The sequence below is a fragment of the Phyllobacterium sp. YR620 genome, from assembly GCF_900104165.1.
GTDB lineage: Bacteria > Pseudomonadota > Alphaproteobacteria > Rhizobiales > Rhizobiaceae > Phyllobacterium > Phyllobacterium pellucidum.
In genome coordinates this window covers 345,915-370,573 of the sequence record NZ_FNJP01000005.1, presented here as the reverse complement: position 1 = coordinate 370,573, position 24,659 = coordinate 345,915, and the positions used below count along the sequence as shown (strand labels likewise).

The 24,659-nt window shown below is 57.8% G+C and carries 21 protein-coding genes and 1 tRNA gene; 7 read left to right on the top strand and 15 right to left on the bottom strand.

Going from position 1 to position 24,659, the window contains the following annotated elements; translation table 11 throughout:
• Positions 1-7 precede the first annotated feature (7 nt).
• The 5 genes from BLR72_RS17990 to BLR72_RS17970 form a co-directional block, all read right to left on the bottom strand.
• Positions 8-2,212 (bottom strand): GumC family protein, encoded by a 2,205-nt coding sequence (locus tag BLR72_RS17990; RefSeq protein WP_091950744.1) that lies wholly within the window; start codon positions 2,210-2,212, stop codon positions 8-10.
• A 49-nt stretch (positions 2,213-2,261) separates the two neighbouring features.
• Positions 2,262-2,741: a response regulator transcription factor gene (locus BLR72_RS22740; protein ID WP_228017261.1), complete on the bottom strand. Its 480-nt coding sequence runs from the start codon at positions 2,739-2,741 to the stop codon at positions 2,262-2,264.
• A gap of 682 nt (positions 2,742-3,423) precedes the next feature.
• Entirely contained in the window at positions 3,424-4,083 is a 660-nt protein-coding gene (locus tag BLR72_RS17980) for a PIG-L deacetylase family protein (protein ID WP_091950742.1), read from the bottom strand.
• On the bottom strand, positions 4,080-4,892 hold the full coding sequence (locus BLR72_RS17975) for a sugar phosphate nucleotidyltransferase (RefSeq protein WP_091950741.1): 813 nt from the start codon (positions 4,890-4,892) through the stop codon (positions 4,080-4,082). The genes BLR72_RS17980 and BLR72_RS17975 overlap by 4 nt, the downstream gene beginning before the upstream one ends.
• On the bottom strand, positions 4,889-6,184 hold the full coding sequence (locus BLR72_RS17970; protein ID WP_091950739.1) for a class I SAM-dependent methyltransferase: 1,296 nt from the start codon (positions 6,182-6,184) through the stop codon (positions 4,889-4,891). Before BLR72_RS17970 ends, BLR72_RS17975 begins: the two co-directional genes overlap by 4 nt.
• A gap of 330 nt (positions 6,185-6,514) precedes the next feature.
• Between BLR72_RS17970 and rfbC (BLR72_RS17965) the strand changes: the two genes are divergently transcribed.
• A complete protein-coding gene (rfbC, locus tag BLR72_RS17965) occupies positions 6,515-7,054 on the top strand; it encodes a dTDP-4-dehydrorhamnose 3,5-epimerase (protein ID WP_027230546.1) in 540 nt (179 codons plus the stop codon).
• Positions 7,055-7,059: 5 nt separating this feature from the next.
• Here rfbC (BLR72_RS17965) and BLR72_RS17960 read toward each other — a convergent pair whose 3' ends face one another.
• The 5 genes from BLR72_RS17960 to BLR72_RS17940 form a co-directional block, all read right to left on the bottom strand.
• On the bottom strand, positions 7,060-8,361 hold the full coding sequence (locus BLR72_RS17960) for a DUF4910 domain-containing protein (RefSeq protein ID WP_175492401.1): 1,302 nt from the start codon (positions 8,359-8,361) through the stop codon (positions 7,060-7,062).
• Positions 8,362-8,407: 46 nt separating this feature from the next.
• Positions 8,408-9,478 carry an NAD-dependent epimerase/dehydratase family protein gene (locus BLR72_RS17955; protein ID WP_027230544.1) on the bottom strand — a complete coding sequence of 357 codons (1,071 nt, stop codon included), beginning with the start codon at positions 9,476-9,478 and terminating at the stop codon, positions 8,408-8,410.
• Between the two features lie 161 nt (positions 9,479-9,639).
• Positions 9,640-10,968, bottom strand: a complete 1,329-nt coding sequence (locus tag BLR72_RS17950; protein ID WP_175492395.1) for a glycoside hydrolase family 140 protein — start codon at positions 10,966-10,968, stop codon at positions 9,640-9,642.
• Complete coding sequence (locus BLR72_RS17945) at positions 10,961-12,331, bottom strand: glutamate-1-semialdehyde 2,1-aminomutase (protein WP_091950733.1); 1,371 nt, start codon at positions 12,329-12,331, stop codon at positions 10,961-10,963. Before BLR72_RS17945 ends, BLR72_RS17950 begins: the two co-directional genes overlap by 8 nt.
• Positions 12,332-12,455: 124 nt before the next feature.
• On the bottom strand, positions 12,456-13,652 hold the full coding sequence (locus BLR72_RS17940; RefSeq protein WP_091950731.1) for a glycosyltransferase family 4 protein: 1,197 nt from the start codon (positions 13,650-13,652) through the stop codon (positions 12,456-12,458).
• 305 nt (positions 13,653-13,957) lie between these two features.
• Between BLR72_RS17940 and BLR72_RS17935 the strand changes: the two genes are divergently transcribed.
• On the top strand, positions 13,958-15,163 hold the full coding sequence (locus BLR72_RS17935) for a polysaccharide pyruvyl transferase family protein (protein ID WP_091950729.1): 1,206 nt from the start codon (positions 13,958-13,960) through the stop codon (positions 15,161-15,163).
• 23 nt (positions 15,164-15,186) lie between these two features.
• On the opposite strand, the gene BLR72_RS17930 is transcribed toward BLR72_RS17935, so the two are convergent.
• Both BLR72_RS17930 and BLR72_RS17925 read right to left on the bottom strand, forming a co-directional pair.
• Complete coding sequence (locus BLR72_RS17930) at positions 15,187-16,182, bottom strand: glycosyltransferase family A protein (RefSeq protein WP_091950727.1); 996 nt, start codon at positions 16,180-16,182, stop codon at positions 15,187-15,189.
• A gap of 37 nt (positions 16,183-16,219) precedes the next feature.
• Positions 16,220-17,665, bottom strand: coding sequence for an oligosaccharide flippase family protein (locus tag BLR72_RS17925; protein WP_280140139.1), 1,446 nt, complete (start codon positions 17,663-17,665; stop codon positions 16,220-16,222).
• Positions 17,666-18,091: 426 nt separating this feature from the next.
• On the opposite strand from BLR72_RS17925, the gene BLR72_RS17920 reads away from it, so the two are divergent.
• Together BLR72_RS17920 and BLR72_RS17915 are read left to right on the top strand one after the other, a co-directional pair.
• The gene (locus tag BLR72_RS17920) at positions 18,092-18,391 is read left to right on the top strand and encodes a hypothetical protein (protein ID WP_027230538.1); all 300 of its coding nucleotides are present in this window, start codon (positions 18,092-18,094) and stop codon (positions 18,389-18,391) included.
• Positions 18,392-18,397: 6 nt separating this feature from the next.
• Entirely contained in the window at positions 18,398-19,513 is a 1,116-nt protein-coding gene (locus BLR72_RS17915; RefSeq protein ID WP_091950724.1) for an NAD(P)/FAD-dependent oxidoreductase, read from the top strand.
• Positions 19,514-20,127: 614 nt separating this feature from the next.
• Here BLR72_RS17915 and BLR72_RS17905 read toward each other — a convergent pair.
• A tRNA-Gln gene (locus BLR72_RS17905) sits at positions 20,128-20,201 on the bottom strand.
• A gap of 240 nt (positions 20,202-20,441) precedes the next feature.
• Between BLR72_RS17905 and BLR72_RS17900 the strand changes: the two genes are divergently transcribed.
• Positions 20,442-21,356, top strand: coding sequence for a glycosyltransferase family 2 protein (locus BLR72_RS17900; RefSeq protein ID WP_244506744.1), 915 nt, complete (start codon positions 20,442-20,444; stop codon positions 21,354-21,356).
• A gap of 17 nt (positions 21,357-21,373) precedes the next feature.
• On the opposite strand, the gene BLR72_RS17895 is transcribed toward BLR72_RS17900, so the two are convergent.
• Positions 21,374-22,120 (bottom strand): ABC transporter ATP-binding protein, encoded by a 747-nt coding sequence (locus BLR72_RS17895; protein ID WP_091950858.1) that lies wholly within the window; start codon positions 22,118-22,120, stop codon positions 21,374-21,376.
• A 35-nt stretch (positions 22,121-22,155) separates the two neighbouring features.
• On the bottom strand, positions 22,156-22,965 hold the full coding sequence (locus tag BLR72_RS17890; RefSeq protein ID WP_210183739.1) for an ABC transporter permease: 810 nt from the start codon (positions 22,963-22,965) through the stop codon (positions 22,156-22,158).
• A gap of 257 nt (positions 22,966-23,222) precedes the next feature.
• On the opposite strand from BLR72_RS17890, the gene rfbA reads away from it, so the two are divergent.
• Entirely contained in the window at positions 23,223-24,107 is an 885-nt protein-coding gene (gene rfbA, locus BLR72_RS17885) for a glucose-1-phosphate thymidylyltransferase RfbA (RefSeq protein WP_027230532.1), read from the top strand.
• On the top strand, positions 24,100-24,657 hold the full coding sequence (rfbC, locus tag BLR72_RS17880) for a dTDP-4-dehydrorhamnose 3,5-epimerase (protein WP_091950718.1): 558 nt from the start codon (positions 24,100-24,102) through the stop codon (positions 24,655-24,657). The genes rfbA and rfbC (BLR72_RS17880) overlap by 8 nt, the downstream gene beginning before the upstream one ends.
• Positions 24,658-24,659: the final 2 nt, after the last annotated feature.

Below are 24,659 nucleotides of genomic sequence, written 5' to 3'. Positions count from 1 at the left end.
GTTCACCTCATGCCTTCGCTGTGAAGGAGCGGGATTTTTTGACATGCCCGGCGATCTTCTTGATCACCTGAGGCGATGCAAGCTTGATCTTCGGGAGGGAGGTATCGATATGGCCAACCTTGCCTTTCCGGCGATCACTGTTGAGCACGATGCCACTGATCTTGCGGCCATCCGCACGCAGCCTGTTAACGGCGGCAACCACCATATCGGTTCTTGCAGTGTCGCGCCGTACGACCACGATTGTCGTATCGACCAGCGCCGAGACGCGGATCGCGTCTGCGCCGTTATTGAGGGCAGGCGTATCGATCAGCACGATGTCATACTGACGCTTCAACTGGGCGATCATCTTGGCGAATTGTTCGTGGCCCAGCAGATATTCAGCTGGAACTTCGCAGCTTTGCGAAGCGACGAAATCGATGGTCGACGCGAGATCGTGTTGAACCGCAGCTTCCAACGTCTGCCTGCCGCGGATCACCTCTTCGAGATAGGGGCCGAACTGGTCGCCAAATTCCTGCGCAACCATCGGGTTACGGAAATTGGCGTCAACAACGACAGTCCGGATACCCGTCGCAGACAGGGACCGGGCCAGGCCGGCGACGATCAGCGTCTTGCCTTCCTGATCGCCGGCCGAGGTGATTGCGATGGCACGCGATGCCTTCGGCGAAGACGACAGTAGCAAGTGGGCCTGAAGATCAGCGATGGCTCGTCCGAAACTCGAGTGGCCATCCCTTACCATGCGGGCGACTTCCTGGCGCTCGCGATTCGTGAGCTCGGGAATACGGCCAATGATCGGCAGGCGGGTGATCGTTTCGAGCGATTCAGGCGAGCGGATCGACCGGTCGAACCATTCGATAAGGAATGCTCCGAGGAAGCCCAGACCCGTGCCGGCAATGATGCCGAGCAGGAGCCAGCTTTTGAGGCGCGGGCTCGATTTGGACGATGCCGGCTGCGCGCGCGAGATCATGCGGGCGTCAGCCGAGGCAATGCCATCCTGCTCGATCGTCTGCTTGTAGCGTGTCAGGTAGCTTTCATAGATGGCGCGATTGGCGGCCGCCTCGCGGTCGAGTTGGTCTGCGTGTACCAGCGCCTGGTTGGCCGTGGACATGCTGTCCTGAATCTCTTTGAGGTTGGCTTCCACCGCCGCCTGTTGGCGGTGCGTGACATCAATCTCGCTTCGAAGGCTGTTGATGATCTGCTGGATCCCTTCATTAATCTGAACGTTCAGTGAATCCAGCTGAGAGTTCAGTTGCGGCAGCTGTGCGCTTTGCGTGGCGCCGCTTTGCTTGATTTCCAGAATGGCGCGTTCGACGCGGGACTGCTCGGTTCGCAACGCCAGGATTGCCGGGGAATTCAGGACTTCGGTCAATGCGACGCCAGCCTTGTTGTTTGCCGCGTCGATCGCCGTGGCAAGCCGGGCTTCCGTCCCTGCAAGCTTTGCCCGAAGATTGGCCAATTCGCCATTGAGTGCAGCGATCTGCTGGGACTGCAATGTCATGCCATTGGCCTTCACAAGGCCCGACTTCTCACGAAAATCGGCGGCGGCCCGTTCGGACTGTTCAAGCGTTGCACGCAGGCTGACGATCTTGCCGCCAAGCCAGTCGCCGACGCGCCGCGTAGCCGATGTCTGAACATCGACCTGGTAGTCGAGATAGGCCTCGCCGAAGGCGTTGGCCACTGCTGCGGAATAGACAGGGTTATCGGAGCGGTAGCTTATATAGATTGTGTAGGAACGGCCGTCATTGGCAACATTCACATCCGACAGAAGCCTGTCGATGCGATCGCGGTTCTGATCCTCCAGCGTCGCCGCATTGGCGCTGTCCGGAACTGGCGGTTCCACTCGCGATGCGGCTCGCTCCGCCTCGGGAACGAGCCTCCCGTTGGCGTTGAAGCCCTCTCGATCGAGCCGGGCCAGGACGTTCTCTGCCATCGTTCGCGAGGTTATGATGTCGAGTTCCGTCCGCAGCACCGGACTTTCCTGCGGCAGGGGGGAAACCACGGACTCCGTCGGCAATGCTTGGAGTTTACGTACATTGAGGGCGAGGATCGCTTCGGAACTATACTGTGCCGGTGTGAGCATATAGCCGACGAGCGCCACGCCAACGGCTGTTGCAACTCCCGCCAGAACAACGAGCTTTCGGCGCCACAGTAGCGAGGCGATGCGAGGCAGCGCCATGCCGCTGCCGTGGGTGGACGGTACTTCGGATACGATCATGATTGACCCCCCTGCAAGTTCAGATTTCGGTTAACTGGCCCAGGTCAGGTCAGAATCTGGTCTCATGCGGGATCATGTCGCTAATCTTGTAGGCAACCTCGGTCCGGTTCGTCGCGCCGAGCTTCTTCATGATATTGCGGATGTGCACCTTGACAGTGCTTTCGCACAAGTTCAGCTCGTAGGCGATGATCTTGTTGGCCTTGCCGCGGCGCAGACCCTCGGCGACGGCCGACTGACGAGCCGTGAACGAGGTTGCGATGTGGCGGAATTCGTCGTTCCGGTTGCCGAGCATCTTGCGCAGTGCGAGGACGCTGCTTGCCGGTACGAACTTGCCGCCGGCAATGGCAAGCTCGATGGCCTGCATGCAGATCTCGATGCCGCACGTTGTCGGAATATAGCCGCGAACACCGATTTCGAGCGCCTTCAGAACATAGTTGAGATCATCATTTTCGGCGACGACGACGACAGCTGCGCTCTCGAATGTTGCAACGAGTTCGCTGATTTCCGCCGTCAGATCGGTATCATCCATGTTGCGGTTGCCGGCGTTTACCAGGACAGCGCGAAGATGGGAAACACTTCGCTTTGACGCGCGCCATTCTTCGAGGCTACCGAATGTATATACTTTAAGACCGATGTGATGATTGTGAAGAGCCTGAGCAAGACATTCGCGTTCAAGGGCGCGTTTGTCGACGATTGCGAGATAATCTTCAGGCTGATACTTTTGGAAATGGCGATCGTTGCTATATACTGCGTGATGGTGCTGATTGTTGTTTACAACGATTTCGCGGGTAAAGGATTCATTCTCGAGTTTCCCCATAAGGGACGGATGCGTATTCTCCATTTTACTACCCCAGTTTTTATATTTGTTGCGAGTTGATATATTGAACGTGTTAACCACGCCCAGCCGCACTTCTTTTCACGGTTTTCAATTTACGCCGATTATTTCGGGGTGTCTTTAATCCTCGAATAATTCATTCGATTGGGGCAAACGGGCCGATGTAGGCAGCGCCCAGATCTAAGCCTAGTCAGGATTAGTTCGACTTAGGCGGTGTCTAGTCATAAAACTGCGAAGAATCGGACGGGCTAAATACTTAATTACACGGTTTATACTTAGGGATGATCAATTTACGCACAGCAGAGGCGTGCGGGAAGGGCGATTCGGTCGCGAAAGGCCTCCGAATCGTGGGCTTGCTGTTTGCAAGAGTGAAAGCTCACTTGAATGTGATCGCGAGCTTGCGAACGGTGAAGCCCTCGGCAAAGCGATCGGAGGCCCGGCATTCCATGCCGCGCAGCCTTGCGAGCCCCTTGAAGGTCAGTTCATCGAACCAGTCCTTGGAGCGCTGCGTGCCGAAATGCTTCATCAGCAGCTCCACCTTGCGATCCATGATGTTCGAGGTCAGGGGCACATAGGTGTTAGGTTGTCCGACATCGCCATCCCATTTAGGGATCTCGTACTCCAGCACGAGATGATCGCGGAAGACGTTGGTGGTGAGGCGATTGACTTCGCGATGATCCTGATGCGCGTCGTCGCGCGCATGCGTAAAGATCACATCGGGTGAAACACGGTCGCGCAGCGCCGTCAGCCACTGCTTGATCTCCCGGCTCTGGTTGGGAAAGTAACTGTCCTCGAACTGGCCGAGGTCGATCATGTAGGATGCAGCGCCCTGGAGGAACGACACAGCCGAATCATTGGCCTCGCGTGCCCGGACCCCGGATGCGCTCAGCACGCACCAGTGAACATCAACGAGCACCCCATCCGCGATCAGGCTCAGGATAGTGCCTCCGGCGCCGATCTCGATGTCATCGGAATGGGCGCCGAGGCAGAGTATCGACAGGCGTTCACCGCGTTTTGCCAGAGGCAGTTGCTTCATAGTGCCTTGACCACTCGGATATTCGTTCCGTCTCGCGCAGCACCATGGGCCGTCCAAGGCATGTCGCCCCGTTCCACCATCTCCTGGAGCGACTGCCAGTCGCGCAGAGTGTCCATGGATCGCCAGAAGCCTTCATGCTTATAGGCCATCAGCTTGTCCTCGGCGATGAGGCGGGTAAAGGGCTCAAGGACGAGTTCTTCACCTTCGCGCATATAGTCAAAGATCTCGTTGCGGAAGAGGAAATAGCCGCCGTTGATCCAGATGTCCGAGCGGTCGGATGAACGGAATTCGCGCACGCGCCCGTCTTCGGCAATGTCTGCAAGATGATAGGTGAGGGGTGGCCGTACAGCGAGGAAGCAGCCAATCTTGCCGCTTGCCTCAAACTTGGCGATCATGTCGTCGAGATCGACATTGGAAAGGCCGTCGCTGTAATTGGCGAGAAAGATGGGCTCGCTCTTCACCTGGTCGCGCACGGCCCACAGGCGCTCGCCGATATTGCGCCAGATGCCGGTATCGATCAGCGAGATACGCCAATCCTTCTGCGACTCGCCCAGGAGTTCGACATTGCCGTTGCCGGAGACCACGCAGTCCGAGAAGGTCTGCGGCCGGACGTTGAGGAAAAAGTCCTTGACGACATTGGCCTTGTAGCCAAGGCACAGGACGAAGTCGTCATGCCCGTAATCGGCATAGTACTGCATCACATGCCGAAGGATCGGTTGCGAGCCCAGCGGAATCATCGGTTTAGGCACGTTCTCGGAGTATTCGCGGATGCGCGTTCCCATACCGCCGCAGAAAAGGACGACTTTCATGGCTGCAACTCCTTCGGATCGATGATGCTGACGCCGGGGATCGGGACGATGAACTTCGCGCCCCATTCGGCGACATGGCGCATTTGATTGACGATCTCTTTTTTGAGGTTCCAAGGCAGGATCAGGATGTAGTCTGGCTGCATCAGGTCGATGGCTTCGACAGGTTCGATCGGGATATGCATGCCTGGGGTATAGCGCCCATGCTTGTACGGGTTCCTGTCGACGGTGAAGTCGAGGAAATCGGTGCCAATGCCGCAATAGTTGAGCAGCGTGTTGCCCTTGCCCGGTGCGCCGTAGCCGCAGATCGACTTGCCTTCTTCCTTGGCCTTGATCAGGAAGGAGAGAAGTTCGCGCTTTACCTTGCGCGCCCGCTCGACAAACGACGTGTAGACTTTGAGCGTGTCGAGGCCTGCCTTCAGTTCGTTGTCGCGGACGCGCGCTACGCTCGGCTGTATCTCGCGTGCACTGTCTTCGTGAGCGAAATGGATGCGCAGCGAGCCGCCGTGGGTGACAAGTTCTTCGACATCGATGACCTTGAGGCCATGGCGCGTGGCCATGTGCTCGATGGTCAGCAGCGAGAAATAGGAGAAGTGTTCGTGGTAGATCGTATCGAACTGGTTTTCGGCGATCAGCTTTTCGATATGCGGAAACTCGAGCGTAATGACGCCTTCGGGCTTCAGCAGGACCTTCATGCCGGCGACGAAGTCATTTAGGTCTGGAACCTGCGCGAGGACGTTGTTGCCGACGATGAGATCGGCACGCAGGCCCTCGGCAACGAGTTCACGTGCATAGTTCTCGCCAAAGAATTCGACCCGCGTCGGTACGCCCTTTTCGATCGCGACCTTGGCGACGTTGGCTGCGGGTTCGACGCCGAGCACTGGAATGTCGAGCGGCAGAAAATGTTGCAGCAGGTAGCCGTCATTGCTGGCCAGTTCCACGACCAGGCTATTGCGATTGAGGTCGAGCTGCCGTGCCATCTGGTGGCAGTACTTCTTGGCGTGAGCGACCCAGCTTGTCGAGTAGGAGGAGAAATATGCGTATTCCTCGAAGATCGCCTGGGGGCTGACATATTCAGCAAGCTGGACCAGGAAACATTCCTCGCAAACGAAGACGTGCAGCGGATAGTAGGCCTCCATCGAGTCGATGTGTTCGCGCGGCACGAAGCTTTCGCAGGGCGGCTGCATGCCGAGATCGATGAAGGTGTGCTTCAAACCGGTGCCGCACAGGCGACAATGGTGAACTTTGTCACTCGGGCGGTTTGCCAACAAAAGCGTGCTGGTTTGAATGTTCATGCGGTCGCTCCCGGTCACTGGCCACGATCCGCGCAAAGGAGACGTTCCCGGCGGACCGATCATTGCTGTTCATGGCTAGAAGGTACGGCGTCGGCGCTTCAGGGGCGATATGACTATGCGACCAGTGGGGTCATCCGAAGGTGGAACGTAGGCGGATCAGGTCGTTCAAACGGAGGCAGCATCTGACGGAAAACGGCCGTAAACTGGCGGTTGGAGAGCCTTGTCGGCGCCAGAGCCGACGGCAAATTCTACCCCTATTTGTGAGTTTCGCGCGGGCAAAGAGTTTGACAGAATTGGCCTTGCGGAACGTAACCGATGCGAGGCTTGAGCATGCGATTCACCGAGACAGAACTGAATGGCGCCTGGCTGATCGAGGCTTTGCCGATATCCGACGAGCGCGGCTCGTTTGCCCGGACGTTCTGCGCCGCGGAATATGCCGAGCATGGCCTTGAAACCAATTTCGTTCAGCACAGCGTCTCGCATTCGGTCAAGAAGCACACGCTGCGGGGCATGCACTTCCAGAGCGCGCCGCACGCCGAAGTAAAGGTTGTGTCATGTATTGGCGGCGCGATCCTCGATGTGATTGTCGATCTGCGTCCGAACTCGCCGACATATCGCCGCTGGACCGCCTGTGAGCTCACGGCGAGCAATAATCGCCGGTTCTATATCCCCAAGGGATTTGCCCATGGATTTCAGACCCTCACCGAGGACGCTGTTGTCGCCTACCTGATCTCGGAATTTTATAATCCGCAGGCCTCGACCGGCGTCCGCTGGAACGATCCTGCCTTCGCTATCGCCTGGCCAGCTGAACCGACTGTGCTGTCGGAGAAGGATCAGGCCTGGCCGCTCCTCGATAAATTGCCTGCCTGACCGGATCAGGCAGCTTCAGCGAGAAGGTCGTTCTCCCTCAGCAGCTGCGCTGCGCGCACGATATCGCTGAAGGCCATCCCTGAGCGTTCGGCTATATCGAGCAGCGAGTGCTGACCATCGGCGAGGTTGAGAACCCAGAGATAGGCCATGGCTGTTTCGCCTGCGGATTTGTCGCCGCCGAGCGCCGAATAGAGGCCGCGGCGTCCGAGCTGCGGCTCGCCCTTGGGAAAGAGATTGAGCGGCGTCCAGTTCAGTTCGAGGATATCGATTGCCTCCATGATCATCCTGTACGACGAGGCAAGGTGCTCAGGCGCGATAAAATCGAGATTGTCCGCGGACGTGTGATATTGCGGAAACGTGCCGAACGCGCTGCGCTGGAACAAGCCGACAGGAAGATTATAGCCTGGCGAACAATATTGCCGCTCATCATAGCCGTAAGGGCTGAAATCCTTGATCGTGCCCTTGCGATCTTCCCGGTTGAGCACATATTCCATCGCCTTGTCGATCGTGGCATCGCCGCGCCGGCTGCGTTTGTAGTTCGGTCCGCCGCCGTCACCCACGCAGGAGACGATGAGGCCATGATCGATCCGGGCCGCATTTGCCTCATTATGGGCTAGCCAGGTAAGCGCCCCGATCGTGCCGGGGGCAAAGAGGAAGCGGTAGTTATAGCGGGTCTTGCGCCCGCGCATCGCCTTGGCCAAGCAGGCAAGCAGCGCGAGGCCGGAGCAATTGTCGTTGGCGAGCGAGGGATGGCAGATATGCGCCGATAGCAGCACGTCCCGGTCAGTCTCTCCCTTATGGACATATTCGCCATAGGTGAGATGTCCGTCCGCCTTTTGCGAATCGATCATGACCTCATATTCGCCGTCCTCCATGGCGAGGAAGCGGTTATGCGTCATGCAGAACCCCCACTGTTCGCTGTAATACGAGGTGCGGTAGGGGATGAGATCAGGCTGATCTGGCAAAGTGTAGATATGCGCCTTGAGTTCGCTTAGCGGCATCGTCCGATGTACCGGCGCGCTGTATCCGAGGACATGGAGATTATGGTCGGCAAAATCGACGACCTTTCGCCCCGAGGCGTCCTTGATATAACCGCCCCGGATGTTCCATTCCTGCGGCACCGTCCAGTCCAGCGCCGGGGTTCCTGTCGGAACCTCGTGCTGGGTCAGGTCGATCTGCTGGCCAAGGACCTGCAATGTCTTGCGAACGCCCTCGCCCGTTATGCTGCGGCAGATCGGGTAGAGGCGAGCCGCCAGCGCGTAGATGCGGATACCCACATCCACTTCCGCGTCGGCCGCCGGCCGCATGTTTTCGAACGAGACCATAAATGTGTTCATGTCATGCGCTTTGCGTTTAGACGACAGCATCTGCCAGGGCAGGATGTCGGCTCGAGGACGGAACGCGGCGCAGGCTCTCGTTGAGCGTACCTTCCTCTAGTGACTTGCGGATATTGGCGATGCGCTGGTAGCGCGGTCCCTCGAACTCCTGCAACGTCAGGCCGGAAGTCGCATAGGCCGCGTGCAACTGCTCGGCGCCCGCGCGGGCATCCCAGACCGGCTTGAAAGCCGGGAGAACGCGCGCAATCTTTTCGAAGCTGACGCGATAGGAGCGTGTGTCCGGCCCGGCGTCGGCGGCAAATTCGAGCTTGCAGCCCGGAACGACCTCTGAAACGATCTCAGCGATTTCACGGATGCGATAGTTGTGGGCCGACTGGCCGACATTGAACGCTTCGTTGTGCACCTTGTCCTTCGGCGCTTCCATGGCGGCGAGGAAGGCACGCGAAATATCCTCGATATGAACGATCGGACGCCATGGCGAACCATCAGACTTCAGGAGGATAACGCCTTCGGTCACTGCCCATGCAACAAGGTTGTTAAGGACGATATCGAAGCGCAGCATCGGCGATAGGCCATAGGCGGTCGCCGGGCGCAGATAAGTCGGGGTGAAATTGTCATCGGCAAGCTTGGCTATGTCCTTTTCCGCAAGCACCTTGGACGAACCATAGGCTGTTACCGGATTGAGTTCGCCCGTCTCGTCGATCATGCCCTCGCCGGACTTGCCGTAATTGCTGCAGGAAGACGCAAAGAGGAAGCGTGAAACGCCTGCCTTCTTGGCGGTCTCGGCAAATTTGACGCTACCACGGTGATTGATCTCGTAGGTGATATCCGGATTGAGGTTGCTCAAGGGATCGTTCGACAACGCAGCAAGATGGATGACCGCATCGAACCCCTTCAGGTCGCTTACCTCGACGTCGCGCACGTCCTTGCAGAGCCCCGGAACATCCTTGATCGAGCCGCCCGGCGCATAGCCACAGCTGCGATAGAGTTCGGCGTCATAGCCATGAACGTCGTGGCCAGCCTTCATCAGGAAAGGCACCATGACCGTTCCGATGTAACCCCGATGCCCTGTCACGAGTACTTTCATGTCCCAATCCTTTTGAAATTTACGTTCGATTTGTAAAAACGGTACTTCCGGGCGCGTTCGACAGCGAGAGAGGAGTTCGGTGGATCAGGGTGTAACAAGGGCTACACTTTGGGGAGGTTCTCTACGCCTTTTGCCCGATTGCACTTTCACCGAACCGGACTCTAGCCGCGATCCTCGAACACGAGGAGCCAATCCGTATAACCGGCGGCATTTTGCGCAGCCGGAACTTCAAATGTTACCGTTTCCCGCCGCTGGGTTTTCTGCTCGGCGGCATCCGTATATTTGCCGGATGCGGGATCATACCAGCGGGCGCGTTTGGCATGGGGCGCAAGTACCGCCGAATTGATGGCGACGTCGCTGCGCCCTGAAACATAGATCACGGCAAGGCTACCGTCCTTCGACATGCTTCCAAACGCGGTGCCTGGAAACAGCGTGTCCGGATCCACCAGAAGCCTTCCCTGTTCGGGCTCGAGTTTCCACCATGGCAACGCGTCAAAGAACTGCTTCAAATAGCTAATGCTTTGTGCTCCCCGGCTTCCAAGGGCCGCTTCCCAACTGTCCTTGGCATCGAAAAGTCCAGGCCCGGAAAAATGCCAGATGGGGTTATTGCCGAATATCTGGCCGCAGGCGCCGCCCAGAAGGGCACCGTATGCGATCTCGCGAAGGCTCTGCTCGGTCGAATCGTGTTCTCCCTCATAGGCGCCTTCGATGAACAGGAATGGGGTTTTTGCGTTGTAAGTGTAGCGTTCGAGCGCTTTGTCTTCCACCTCGTCATACGTGTAAAGTGTATCGAAACTGAGCCATTTCGCCTCCGCCCACATTCGCTGAATATCGGTATCCGGACTTCCGTGAACGGTTTGGAGAGCTTCTGAATTTGTTTCGGCCAGCCCCTCCGCGACCGCATTGACCAGTACGTGGTCTGGCGGGTTATAGTCTCCACCCTGAACCCAAACGATGTTTTTGTACTTTCGAAAACGCTGGCCGAGATAGCGCCCGTACGATTTGAGGGCTGCCGGTCCTGCAGCCTCCATTTCCTTGTACCAGCCTTCGTCACCGCCGCCTGCTCCGAGATAGGACGGCACGAGAAGTACAAGAAAACCGCGCTCCTGCGCTTTCTGCAGGATAAAGTCGGCATCGTCGAAATAGGCGTCATTTGGCCGGCTGAAGTCGCCCTTTGCGAGAAACGGATCGCGGTCATAGAAATTGCGCGGTGCGTTGCGACTGAAGCGGTGTTCAATCAACGATACGAGGATCGTGTTGAAGCCACGCTTTTGCCGGTCAGCGAGATACTTGTCCGCCTCTTCGCGCGACAGTTCGCCAATCAGCGACCAGGCGGCATCTCCGGTGACGAGGAATGGCTTGCCGGAGGCATCCTCCAGATAGCGGTGATTTTCTGAAACGCGCAGCGGAAATGCCACCGGATCTGCATGGCTAGTAAATGGAAAAAGCACCAGCAACAGGCATGCCCATCGCCGGATATATTCAGCCATTCGATGCACGTTCCAGTTGACGGTGCGCCACGGGCCCCCTGTTGAACCGACGGAAGACGACGTCTGACGGGCGTCCGACGAGATAGTTCTCGACGCCGTTTTCGAGCGCCTGCTTGTAGACGCCCAATGCCCCGTCAACTGCATCGATCGTGCGGGCCACGTCTTCTTCGCTATGGGTGTAGCTCACCACCAGTGACGGCATGAGGATGCCGCGCTTGATGGTTTCCTGAAGGAACAGGGTGCGGAATGCCTGCGAAGGGGCTCGATCCTGATCAAGCGTCGCATAGGCCAGACAGCAGGCGCGGCCGGTTACCTTGACGTAGGCGCTGAGACCATGACGCGTCGTTGCCTGCGCGATCCCGGCGCGCAAGGCCTGGCCCTGATCGTAGAGATGTTCGATAACCGGTTCGTTCCGATAGATGCGCATCGTGGCGATCGCCGCCGCTAAGGCGTGCGTTTCCGCCCCATGCGTGGTCGACAGAAGGAATACCCGCGGCTTGCCCGTCTCTTCCAGCCCGCCGAGACGCATGAATTCGCGCTTGCCGGCAAGTGCGGAGACGGAGAAGCCGTTGCCGAGTGCCTTGCCGAAGCAGGAGAGGTCGGGCTCGATACGATAGAACTGTTGAGCGCCGCCGACATGCCAACGAAAACCGGTGATCATCTCGTCGAGAATGAAGAGCGCGCCGTTGCGGTGGCAAAGATTGCGCGTTTCATGCAGGAAATTGTTTTCCGGATCGTCCCCGCGCGATGCCTCGAGAATCAATCCGGCGATCTTTCCCGGATGGTTCGCAAACAGGGCCTTGACGCTTGCGATGTCATTATACTTGAACCCGAGTGTCAGTTCCTGAACGGCTCGCGGTATGCCGGCATTCATTTCCGTCGTACCGATGAACCAGTCGTCGGTCGAAAAGAACGGATGGTCACTGCAGCGGGCAATATAGTCCCGGCCCGTGACTGCTCGTGCCAGACGGACCGCGCCTGACGTTGCGTGCGATCCGTCCTTACAGAACTTGACCATCTCGGCCGTCGGGATTGTTTCAAGGAAGGTCTCGGCACATTCGACTTCGATATCTGCCGGACGGACGAAGTTGCAGCCGCGCTGTAACTGCCGGGTGACCGCTTCGAGCACCGGGGCGTATGCATGGCCAAGCCCGACGGCTCGGTTGCCCATGCCATATTCGATATATTCGTTGCCGTCGACGTCCCAGATATGGCTACCGAGCCCGCGTGCTATGAAGCCAGGCGATAGCACCGGATATTGATCATCGCCCTTTGCGTAGGTGTGGGCGCCGCCCGGGATAAGGTGATGCGCCGGCCCGCGCAACTGGTCCGATTTTTCGAAGCTCTCGATCAATGTCGACATTTGCTAACCTCATAACCACGACGCGGGCGTTTTCTCCCACGATCAAATATGACGGCGGCGCCGGGAAAATTCACTTCGGCAATTCAGTCAGCAGCAAGCGTCAAAAGGGGTAGGGACCTAAACTTCAAGTTCTTTCCCGCATGACGCGCAGCCAGTTCTTGATCGGAGTCGGGATATAGGTGCGCAGGCCCGGACGAAGCCCTTTCGGGAACGACCAGTCGGCAAAGCTGAGCGGAGGCGCGATTTCGGGGGGCGCGGCCGTGACGTTCCGGATGACTTCGGCATAGCGACGCGCCATTGCATCAAGGGTGAAGACGTGTTCCGCTTTGTCTCGCGCGGCACTGGAAAGGAGCTGCGCCGCCTCCGGATTTGCCGCAATGCCGGTAATGATCCGAGCGGCCTCCGCGCTGTTGCCGATCTGGAAGAGAAAACCATTGATGCCGTCGTCAATGATCGTGTCGGTTACGCCCCGGATCCGCGAAACGACGGGAACGCAGCCGACTGCCATCGCCTCTGTCAGCGTAAGGCCAAAGCCCTCAAACCGCGACGGCATGATCATCACATCCTGATGGAGCAGGACCCTGTGAACCTCTTTCGGGTGTACGGCTCCGAGAAAGGTGACACGCTTGCCATGGCGGGCAAGCTTGAGCTTCAGCGCCTGTAGGTCTGGGCCATCCCCCGCGATGGTCAGGTGAATGGAGGCGTCGAGATGGTCGAGAATGTCGGCGAGCCAGAATACGCCTTTGGAAGCGTCCTCGACGCGGCCGAGGAACACGAGGCGAAGCGGTTCCGTAGCTCGCGGCGTACGATTGAGCAGTCTCGACAATCGGGTCTCGGCCGCGTGCGGAATGGCGAACGTATGGTCTGCATCAAAACCCATGGTCCTGACGAGATCGGACTGGATCCGATCCGAAACGCCGATTGCGGCATGCACATGATCACGCACGGCGACCGCAGCTGCATAGGTGCCGGCGGTGATGTTGTGCACGATCATGATACGCGTGATCGCTTCCGGCAGGTAGCGCGCGATGTTGGTCTGGATTCGGTCGCTGAGAACGTTGATGAACACGCCGTCGAAGCCGCCTGCTTCAATCGCGGCCGCGAGAGCCCGGGCTTGATCGCGCTCGTTCGCCAGTCCATCCGTACTGACTGACGTGCCAAGCGCAAATTCCGGGAACCATTCCGGGTCTTTCAGCGCTTCGGTTTGGCCCATCGACATCCAGCAGACCTCGATGCCGTAGGGCGCAAGCCCCTCGCGCAACTGCTTGAAGACTGTGTAGGTTCCGCCGATATGCGGGCGTACAAAATAGGCGAACTTCATTCCGCTTGATCCTGCTGGGGTCCGCGCCACATCGCCCGGCCACATTGCAATAATAGTGGCAATTGGGCCCACGACTGTACCTGCCGCGATGGGCAGATGCCGTAGCCTTTTGGGGGAACACCTTCATCGTTCGGGTGCCCCCGGTGTTCCAAGAGCCATGTGTTTTTTTGCATCGCAGCGCAGCAAGATCAAATCCGGTGCCCAATCGACCGCGCTTGTTCGAACAGCGGCACGCAACAAAATTGGGGTCAGGTGTTGAGTATGCGTCGATCGGTGGTCCGAGCAATGTACAATTGAGGGCTTGAATGAAAATCGGCTTGCTAGGTCAGTTTGGCAGCGGGAACACCGGCAATGACGGTTCGCTCGAAGCCATGCTCGATTTCCTGCGTGCTTCCAAACAGGAGGCCACGCTGCTTTGCGTCTGTTCCAATCCGGCTGCGGTCACGGAACGCTACAAGGTCGATGCAATCAGCATCGGCGGCGTCAAGCTTGAAGGCAATTGGTCCAACAGGCTCAATCGGTTGCTCGCGGATTTTCCCCGCAGGCTGGGCAGCCTATATGCCGTCATCAGTGGACTGCGCGGCGTGAGTGTCCTGATCATCCCCGGCACGGGGATTCTCGACGACTTTCAGGAGACCGCGTTCGGTTGGCCTTTCGTTGTATTTCGCTGGTGCCTGGCTGCGCGTCTGCAAAATGCGCGCATCGCCTTCGTCAGTATTGGAGCGGGTCCCATTGAAAACCCCTTGAGTCGCTGGTTTTTGAAATCCGCGGCGAGAATGGCGCAATACCGGTCGTATCGCGATGATTTCTCACTGGAATACATGAAGGGGATTGGGCTCGATGTGACGCCGGACCTGCGCTATCCGGACATCGCCTTTCGGCTTCCCTTGCCTGCCTCGGTACCCGCGAAAGACACGGCGCGCACGACCGTCGGGGTCGGTGTGATGGATTACCATGGATGGAAGAAAGCGAATGCAGACAATGCGGAAGGCGAACGAATTCACAACAACTATATTGCGAAACTGACCCAATATATTTGCTGGCTGATTGACGAAGGACATAACGCACGCCTTCTGACCGGCGATCTGCGCGATGGCAGAGCCGTAAAGCAGTTGATGAAGTCAATTTCCTCGACACGGCCCGATATTCCCATGGAGCGCATCGCGGTCGGTCACGGGGGGTCGTTGCACGAGCTGATGAGCGAAATCGCACAGACGGACATTGTCGTTGTCTCACGTTATCACAACGTGGTCTGTGCGCTGAAATCGGGCCGGCCGACAATTTCGTTGAGCTATAATTTAAAGAACGACTATCTGCTGTCCCAGTTCAGGCAGGCTCACTACTGCCAACACATCGAAACCTTTGATGTCGAAAAGCTCAAACAGCAGACGAACCAGGTGCTTGGCAACATGGATGCCGTCAAGCAAGAGATAGCGGGGGTCAATCGTTCGCTTCAAGAAAAGCTGGCTGAACAGGAAGCCGTCCTGCTACATCGCGTCATCGCCGGGTGATCGGCGCGTAGCCCGCCAGAGCTTCAATCTGCAATCGCAGTTCCAGTCATCCGCCGCGTTAGCGATGCAATACTGGCTTTGGCCAAGGACCAGGCGCCAGCACGCTTCCACAGATATCCCACGGGTGGCAACAATGCAGCGGCCGGATGCAAGTGCAAGGCCCTGGCAAAAAGTTGGCGTCCGCCGGGTTCGCCACGGCATATCAGAGCGATGGCCGACCAGTAGGCCCGGTCGCTGAGCGCAAGACGCGCCGTGCGCAACAGTTCCTCGGAATTGTCGAGGTGCGCGCCGACACCATTGAAGAACGCGTTGTAAGCATCCTCAAACTCAATGCTCCATTGGCGAATGTTTCCAACGGTCGCTGACTGGTTGTTCGAATGGACCCGCGCGATGGCCTGAACCGCCGCGGTGGATGCAATCGAGCCACGCAATGCAAATCTCATCCACATTTCCATATCGTCGGTGTGGCTCAATTCTGGGTTGTAGTATCCGACTTGCTTCTGGACAGACGTGCGGACTACGACGGTCGGCCCGCTCACGTAGTTGAGGCCGGCGCGGCAAATGTCTTTCAGAAAAGTCGGGCCATCCTTGATCGTCCACTGCGCCCTCGCGCCAATGTTCGGCGCGGTATCGCTGCCTCTGCCCTCGACCTGGAAGAACGTTGCACCATGCGTCAGGTGGACGTTCGGGTTCGCCTCCATACAACCGACCGCGTCTTCGAGGGTCCCGGGGGCAAGGAGATCGTCCGAGCAGAGGATGAGGAAATAGTCCGACTGGGCCCACTCGATTCCATCATTGAATGATGCGTGAGGTCCCATGTTCTTTTCGCGAAGCAGGAGTTCGACGCGTGGATCTTGCGCTGCGATATCGCGCGCTATCTGCTGGCTGCCGTCTGTCGAAGCATTGTCGATGATCAACACACGGATTGCATCGACATTCTGGTTCAAGGCACTTTCGACACAACCTCGCAGGTAGCGGGCATAATTATAGTTCGGTATGACGACATCGACCGATTTCATCGATTGAACCCATGAAACTGATGTCGGTACCAGGTGATCATTCGGCGGGGACCCCCGGCCTGTTTGCGAGCAGCCGGGGCATGAACAGCTCGACCATGTGGATGATTTCGTCAAGGAGAGGATGTTTCGTCAGGACGAGTGCCGTTAGCCACCCGGCCGCAGAAAGGAGGGTCGCGACGAGCGCAAGGCCGATCGACAGGTCGAATGCGAAACCATGGGCCGCCAATACGCCGAGTGGCCCTATGACAGCCCCGAAGGTGACAAGTGCGCTGTTGCAAAGTATCGCAGCGAACTCAGTCCATGCGAACGGTACATGCCGGCGCACATAGATCAATGAAGTCGCCATTTGGAAGGGGAGGACGATGAACTGGCTGAAGACGAGTGCGTAAAGGCCATAGAAGCTCGCGACGCAGATAACCACCATCGCCAGACCTCGACCGATGAAGTTCGCCTCGAACGCCTCCCTGTTGGCGCCCAAGGCAACAAGAACCGGGAACGTCAGAATATTCGGAAACCAGAATATCGCGGCCAGCGACAGGAGCTGGACGAGCGGTACTGCTCCATCCCACGCCGGTCCGAGAGCGATGTGGACAATGGGGTAGGCCAGTATCGCGAGGACAAGCTGGGCCGGCCAGTAAAGGGCGGTGATATAGCTGATCAACCTGAGATAGGCTTCCTTTACGCTGCGATTTTGTCGAACCTCAGCGGCAAAGGCCGGAAAGGCAATGGAGAACAGCGCCGACAGCATGAACTTGTCGGGGAGCCCGCACACGAGATTGGCGCGGTTGAACAGGCCGACTGCGGTGAGCGGCATGAAGTGTCCGAGAACGAGTTGAGGCAACGCTTCGTAGGTTCGGTCGAGGACGGTCGAGGCCCCCTTGTATCCGCCGAAGACGAAGAAGGACCGCCAACCTTTAAGGCATGGGCGATACATCCAGAGAATGGGGCGTGCGTGAAACGCAAGCACCATCCGCACCAAGGCGGAAACCAGCGTACCCCAGGCATAGCTCATGAAGCCGAAATCGAACCAGGCCAGCGTGACCGTGACGGCGGCATTGGTGATGACGCCGAGGGCGTTGATCCGGGTCATCGCTCCAAACTGCATATCCCGCTTCAGCAAGGCGGCGATGGTGCTGACGGACGAATCGATAACGCCGGAGAATGCCAGAATAATGATGAACATCTTCAGGGCCGGCTGAGAGTAGAACTCCGCGATCCAGGGGGCAAAGGCAGACAGGCCGCAGCAGATAAGAAGCGATGTGCCGAACATCAGCGTAAAAGCGGTACGGATATCCTCACGCGAAACGTCGATGCGCTGAATGAGATACTCCGAGGTGGCAAACTCGCGGATATTGAACGCAATCGTACCAATTCCGAGGCCTATGACCGCAATACCGATTGCTGTCGTGTCCAACAGACGCGAAAGAACGGCGATCATTGCCAAGCTTACGATCACTTGGGAATATTGCTCCAAGGTCGCCATGAAAAATGCCCGGCGTACTGTGCCCAATTGATGCGCTCCCGTATGTCGCTTCGATGCCGCATGTGCGAAGGGCATTGATTGTTGATTGTTTTGCGATCGCACAGCAATAGGAGATGATTTGCCTCCCGTGATCCAACGAAGGTAACTGCAGGAGGGACGGCATTTAAGATGCCTAATGAGATAGCGCACGCTAAGCCGTTTGAGGTAAGCCGTGCGAAATCTGGCTGACCGCGCGATCAATCGGATGTAGCGCGACGCCACTTGACATCGGTCGAACGTGCACCGCGGCTATAATACTGCCGTGGCGGGCATGCAGACAGTCCGCTTTTGGATGCGTCCTCTATCCGTCAAGCCGAATTATCAATCAATAACAAAAAGGTCTTTAGTTAGATGGCTTTAAACCCTTGCGGCGGGATCTGAATTTTCATGATCGAAGACGAACAAATACGCATCGAACTTATGGCCACCCAGTTCTGGCTGCGTGCACTTTTCATGCATGTGGCAACGGGCACGCCGCCGAGCTCCTTTTCAGTCCAGGAATACCTTACAGAACTCAAGAACTCCGCGCCCCAGGATTGCTGCCCCCACGGCCTGTCGCCTGCCGATTGGGACAACGAGCATCTTTTGCATTATCCATGTTATGAACGGGTCGGGCTGCAGATCATGGAAACACTGCAAAGCCTCGAACGCAAGCTTGCTCCGCTCGCAACGCACGGAAGGCACTGAAAAACGTTGGAACGCGTCGAATGCGTCATTGCTGGCGGGGGCGTCATCGGCCTGGCGATTGCCCGGGAACTTGCGCTGCGCGGCATCGAGACGCTCGTTGTCGAGGCAGCGGAAACCATCGGTACCGGGACTAGTTCGCGCAATTCCGAGGTCATCCATGCGGGTATCTATTACCCGCAAAACAGCCTCAAGGCGCGGTTTTGCGTTGCGGGGAGAAGGGCTCTGTATGCTTTCGCCGAAAGTCATGGCGTTGCCTACAAGCGCTGCGGCAAGCTGATCGTCGCAACCAACGAGGACCAGATCGGGACTTTGGCGACGATAGCCTCGCGCGCTCGCGCCAACGGGGTTGACGATCTTGTCGAACTGTCGGCAGCGGAGGCCAAAAGCCGGGAGCCGGACCTTTCCTGCAATGGCGCGTTGCTTTCGCCGTCGACGGGCATCATCGACAGCCATGGACTGATGCTCGCGCTGCTTGGCGACGCGCAGGACCACGGTGCAGCGATTGCCTTTGGCACAAGAGTAGTGGGCGGTGAGGTCGATGATAAGGGGCTGCGGCTCGAGACCATCGGCGTCGAGAACGACCGGCGCTACGAATTGCACACGACGATCTTCGTCAACGCCTGCGGCCTCGACGCACCGACCGTGGCCTCAACGATTGCCGGTCTGTCGCCGAGGTTCGTTCCGCGCGCCCGCTATGCCAAGGGAAACTATTTTTCGGCACCCGGCAGGACGCCCTTCAAGCATTTGATCTATCCGATGCCGGAGGAGGGAGGGCTTGGCGTGCATCTTACCCTTGATCTCGACGGGCGCATGCGATTTGGCCCGGACGTCGAATGGGTCGAAGGGATAGATTATTCCGTCGACCCGCAGCGCGCCGATCGCTTCTACGCCGAAATCCGCAAATATTGGCCGGACCTTGCGGACGAAGCCTTGCAGCCGGCCTATTGCGGCATACGGCCGAAGCTGATGATCGATGGTGAGCCCGCTGCAGACTTCGTCATTGAAGGTCCAGAAACGCACGGCGTGAACGGCCTCGTCAACCTCTTCGGCATTGAAAGCCCCGGCCTCACATCCTGCCTTGCCATCGCGAGGCATGTCTCGAAGATGATAGAAATTTCCTGAAATTTGCTGGCTGGGAAGCCGGATACGCCCGGCGGACCCGTCAAGCGTATTTGCAGCAAGGCAACAGCGCTCGCCCTTATCGAGGCCACGCTCGCCATTTTACCGTCAACGGTTATCGGAGCGGTGGCAAAAACCTTGCTGTCCATCGCCGTTGCGGCGGGTGCAGGAATCGGGTGGCACGCTGCTTGAGCGAGTGCAACGGTAAAGCATATACAAGCTGGGGCGGAGACCCATGGAGAACCTGTTGACCGGCATGCACGCAATCGCTGCGCGGCGCGGCGCAGCGATGGCCTCCTGCCCGAGCTGGCAAGAGTAATAAGCATGCGTAGCGCCAATAACGACGGCAACGCTCGCTCGCCTGTGTACGGTTCGACTATTGACTTACGGCAGGCTTCCGACGCGCCGATAGGGTCAACTTCGTTGAGACAGGCGAAAGGCTAACCAGTTGTCTAGTTTCCAATAAATGTGGGAACAGTGGATCGCCGATGCCCGTGCCGCCGCCGTTCGGTCACGCCTGTCCATGGCGCGCTCACTCAGGGGCGATCGCACAGACGTGGTGCGCGAGCAGTGCAGAGCCTGGCGATGCAATTATCAGAAAATGTGTTGAAATCAGTTGGCTGGGGAACCTGGATTCGAACCAGGACTAACGGAGTCAGAGTCCGTGGGTCTACCGTTAACCTATTCCCCAACAGCCGACCGGCAGCGGCCGGTGCGGGTCGTCATATAGTTGAATTCTTGGAGGATGCAAACCCCCGATCGCATGTTTTTGGCATTTGTTTTGCCGAATGCCGGGAACAGGCGGCGGGGCGAGGAGGGGCGATCGCGATTTTGGGCTATGCGCGACGGAAAAAAGCTGTATCTGCATGAGACAGCCAGAACATTCTTCAGCAGGGATTTTAACGCATTGCCAGGCGCCCCATCCACCGGAGTGGTTTCAATCCTCCTTGCAACCTATAACGGCGCCAAGTTTCTGGACGAGCAACTGGCCTCGATCGAAAACCAGACCTACCCCGCGATTGATATATGGGTTTCGGACGACGGATCGACCGACGCTACCCTGGAGGTGCTGGACGTGTGGCGCAGCAAGTGGTCGAAGGGCAGGTTCACTATCCTGCCTGGACCGTGCAAGGGCTACGCGGAGAACTTCCGCTCCCTGATCGTCAATCCCGATATCATCTCCAACTATTACGGATTTTCCGATCAGGACGACATCTGGGAGCCCGACAAGATAGCCAAGTCAGTTGCTTCGATCGAGAAAATCCCCTTGTCTACGCCCGGCTTGTTCTGCTCGCGAACCCTCGCGATAACCGAAGACGGCGAAACCATCGCGCCTTCAGCGCTGTTCAGGCGCTCACCCAGCTTTAGAAATGCGCTGGCGCAGAGTCTAGCGGGCGGCAACACCATGCTCTTCAATCATGCAGCGCGTGTCTTGCTTGCCGACGCTTCGCGCCGTACCGGCTTCGTCAGCCATGATTGGTGGATCTACCTGATCGTTTCGGGGGCCGGCGGCGAGGTTCGCTATTCCCCAGAAATGCTCATTCGCTACCGCCAGCATGTGCGCAATCAGTTCGGAACCAATATAGGCGTTATGGCGGCCATGCAGCGGTTGCGCCTGCTCTTCAAGGGACGTCTTTCCGAGTGGACCGACCTCAATCTGCAGGGGCTTGAGCGAAGCCGTGACCTGCTTACGGCAGAATCGCGCGGTATCCTCGCCGAGTTCAGCAAAGCCCGAGGACGCGGGCCCTTGCGACGGCTCTACTATTTCGTTCGATCCGGTGTCTATCGGCAGACTGCGCTCGGGCAGCTTGGCCTCTATGTGGCAGCGATTCTCGGCAAGATCTGATCGAAGGTATGCGGCGGTCAGTGATGGCCGAAATAGGCGTTGGCCACGGTCTCGGCATCGCCGTCCATCTTGACCCGCCCATGTTCGAGCCAGACAATGCGTGTGCAGTTCTTCACGAGCAGGTCTCTTGAATGGCTGGCAATGATCAGGATTTTGGTCTTGTTGACGAGATCGTGCAGGCGCTCATTGGCCTTGTGCTGGAACCCTTCGTCGCCTGTCGCCAACCATTCGTCCATGATCAGGATCTCCGGCTGAATTACTGTCGAGATTGAGAAGGCAAGGCGTAGCTGCATGCCGGTTGAATACGTACGCACCGGCATGTCGAGGAAGTTGCCAAGCTCCGAGAATTCCTCGATTTCCGCCAAGCGTTCTGCGAGTTCCTTTTTCTTGAATCCGAGGAGCGCGCCGCGAATTCCGATATTTTCCCGGCCTGTCGCCTCGGGGTCGATGCCGAGCGAAATATTGATGAGCGACGTGCACTTGCCATTGATGGTGATATTGCCGCCGGACGGGTAGTAGACGCCGCTCATGACGCGCAGGAGCGTCGTCTTGCCCGATCCATTATGGCCGATCAGCCCGAGCCGCTCACCCTCCTTGAGGCTGAGCGTGACGTTCTCGAGCCCGCGAATGACGACATGACCTTCCGGGTTCGAGCCGATGGTGCCACCCGTCGCCAGACTCATGACCTGGTTCTTCAGCGATCTGCTGCGCGTGTTGTAGATCGGAAAATCCACGGTCACATTTTCAAGGTGCAACGACGTCATGTCTGCCTGCGCAAATTGGAGCGGGGATGTAATGTTCATAGCCAATAAGTAATCCGGGTGCGGTAGCGATTAAGAAACAGGAGTGCGACGACCCAACCGATAAGGGCCATGCCGATGGAGACGACCCAGTTGAGCGGTGTTGCCACGCCGCCGAGCAGGGGTTCGCGCACGATGCTGATGAGATGATAGAACGGATTGTAGTCGAGCATGAGCTGCGAGCGCGCGCCGCCCGGGAGGTTTTTCGGCATCCACATGATCGGCGTCACATACATGCCGACCTGCATGATATTCTGGACGATCTGCGTCAAATCGCGATAGCGCGTGCACAGAACCGCCAGAATGACCATCACCCAAAGCAGATTGACCGACACCAGGATGAAGCCGGGAATGGCCAATAGCGCGTCGAAATTGACGAACTTGCCGAAGATCAAGAGGACCAGAGGGAAGATGATGATGTTGTGGGCGAGGATGATGGTATTGCGCCACCAGGTCCGCAGGATATAGGTGAAAAACGGGATCGGAAGCTGCAGCATCGTCTCGGTATTGGCAACGAAGCTGCCGCAACCCTCGGTCACGAGGCTCGAGAAATAACCCCACATGATCAGGCCGACGCATATGAACGGCAGGAACTCCGACATGGGCGTGTTGAAGATCGTGCCGAAAACCAATCCGAGCGCGCCGATAAGCACACCCATGTTGATCGTGAGCCAGAAAGCGCCGACGCTCGATCTGCGATAGCGCTGGGCAACGTCCTGCCATCCGAGCAGCGCCGCCAGTCGAAAATTGGCAAGGGACGCGGAAATATCTTGCCATGCCGTCATCTTTTGCGAGGTCGCTGTGGCCATCGAATTGCAGTCTCTCTTCTGTCGTCCTTTTGCAGAGCCTCGCGGTTAGCACATTAGATTGGGACTTAATAGTGACTGCCTGTCGCAATTCGGAAGCGAGAAATGGCGACGGTCGGGCGGCGCGGTCGATTTCATGCCGCTTTTCCCCATTAAGCGGCAAACCTCCTCTGGCGGGAGATCGCCCATTGAGGAGTTGTCCTATCCAAGCGGATAGGATAACGGTTCCAAGCTATCGATAACGTAGGAATTTGGCTTACATGAAGGGTATTATTTTAGCTGGCGGCAGCGGAACGCGGCTTTATCCACTGACAATTGCGGTGTCAAAGCAGATCTTGCCGATTTACGACAAGCCGATGATCTTCTACCCGCTGAGCGTACTCATGCTCGCAGGTATCCGGGACATTCTGATCATATCGACACCGCGCGATCTGCCGGTATTCCGCGACCTATTCGGGGATGGCAGCGATTTCGGCCTCAATTTGACATTTGCCGAGCAGCCGCAGCCCAACGGCCTCGCGGAAGCCTTCATCATCGGGCGCGAATTCATCGGCAACGACCCTGTCGCCATGGTGCTCGGTGACAATATTTATTACGGCGACGGCCTGTCGCGATTGTGCAAGGAAGCCGCCGACCGCAAAAAGGGCGCTTCGGTTTTCGCTTATCATGTCGAGGACCCCGAACGCTATGGCGTGGTCGAGTTTGATCGCGCAACCAAGCGGGCTATCTCGATTGAGGAAAAGCCGCAGAAGCCGAAATCCAATTGGGCGGTCACCGGCCTTTATTTCTACGACAACGACGTTGTCGACATTGCTGCCAACATCAAGCCGTCGGCGCGCGGCGAACTGGAGATCACCGCCGTCAACAATATTTACCTCGAGCGCGGCGATCTGCACGTGCAAAGGTTGGGGCGCGGCTATGCCTGGCTGGACACCGGTACCCACGACAGCCTGCACGAGGCGTCATCCTTCGTCAGGACGATCGAGCACCGCCAGGGCGTCATGATCGCCTGCCCGGAGGAGATTGCCTATCAGAACCGTTGGATCAACGATGAGCAGGTTCTGGCTCGGGCCGCGCAGCTTGGAAAGACCGGCTATGCCGCCTATCTGCGCCGGCGTATTGCGGAGCTTGCGACAGATGCTTGATATCCGTCCCCTCGGCCTCGACGGCGTCCTCGAGATCGCGCCGAAGCGTTTCGGCGACGACCGCGGCTTCTTTTCGGAAACCTATAACGCGTCCCTGTTCAAGGATGCCGGAATCGACCTCGTCTTCGTGCAGGACAATCACTCGCTTTCGGTTGCCAAGGGCGTGCTGCGCGGGCTGCATTACCAATTGCCGCCGAAGGCGCAGGACAAGCTGGTGCGCGTCGTTCGCGGCTCGATCATCGACGTTGCGGTCGACATCCGTAAAGGCTCGCCGACCTTCGGCAAGTGGGTTGCGCTTGAACTTTCCGCTGCGAAATGGAACCAGATTCTCGTTCCCAAGGGCTTCGCCCACGGGTTCATGACGCTCGAGGAAAATACCGAGGTCGTCTACAAGGTTACCGATTATTATTCGCCGGCACATGACCGTTCGATGCGCTTCGATGATCCGGAGATCGGCATCGACTGGCCTATCGCCACCGATATGATCCAGCTTTCGGACAAGGACCGCGCGGCGCCGCGGCTCGCCGACGCTGAAACCTTCATTTATTGACG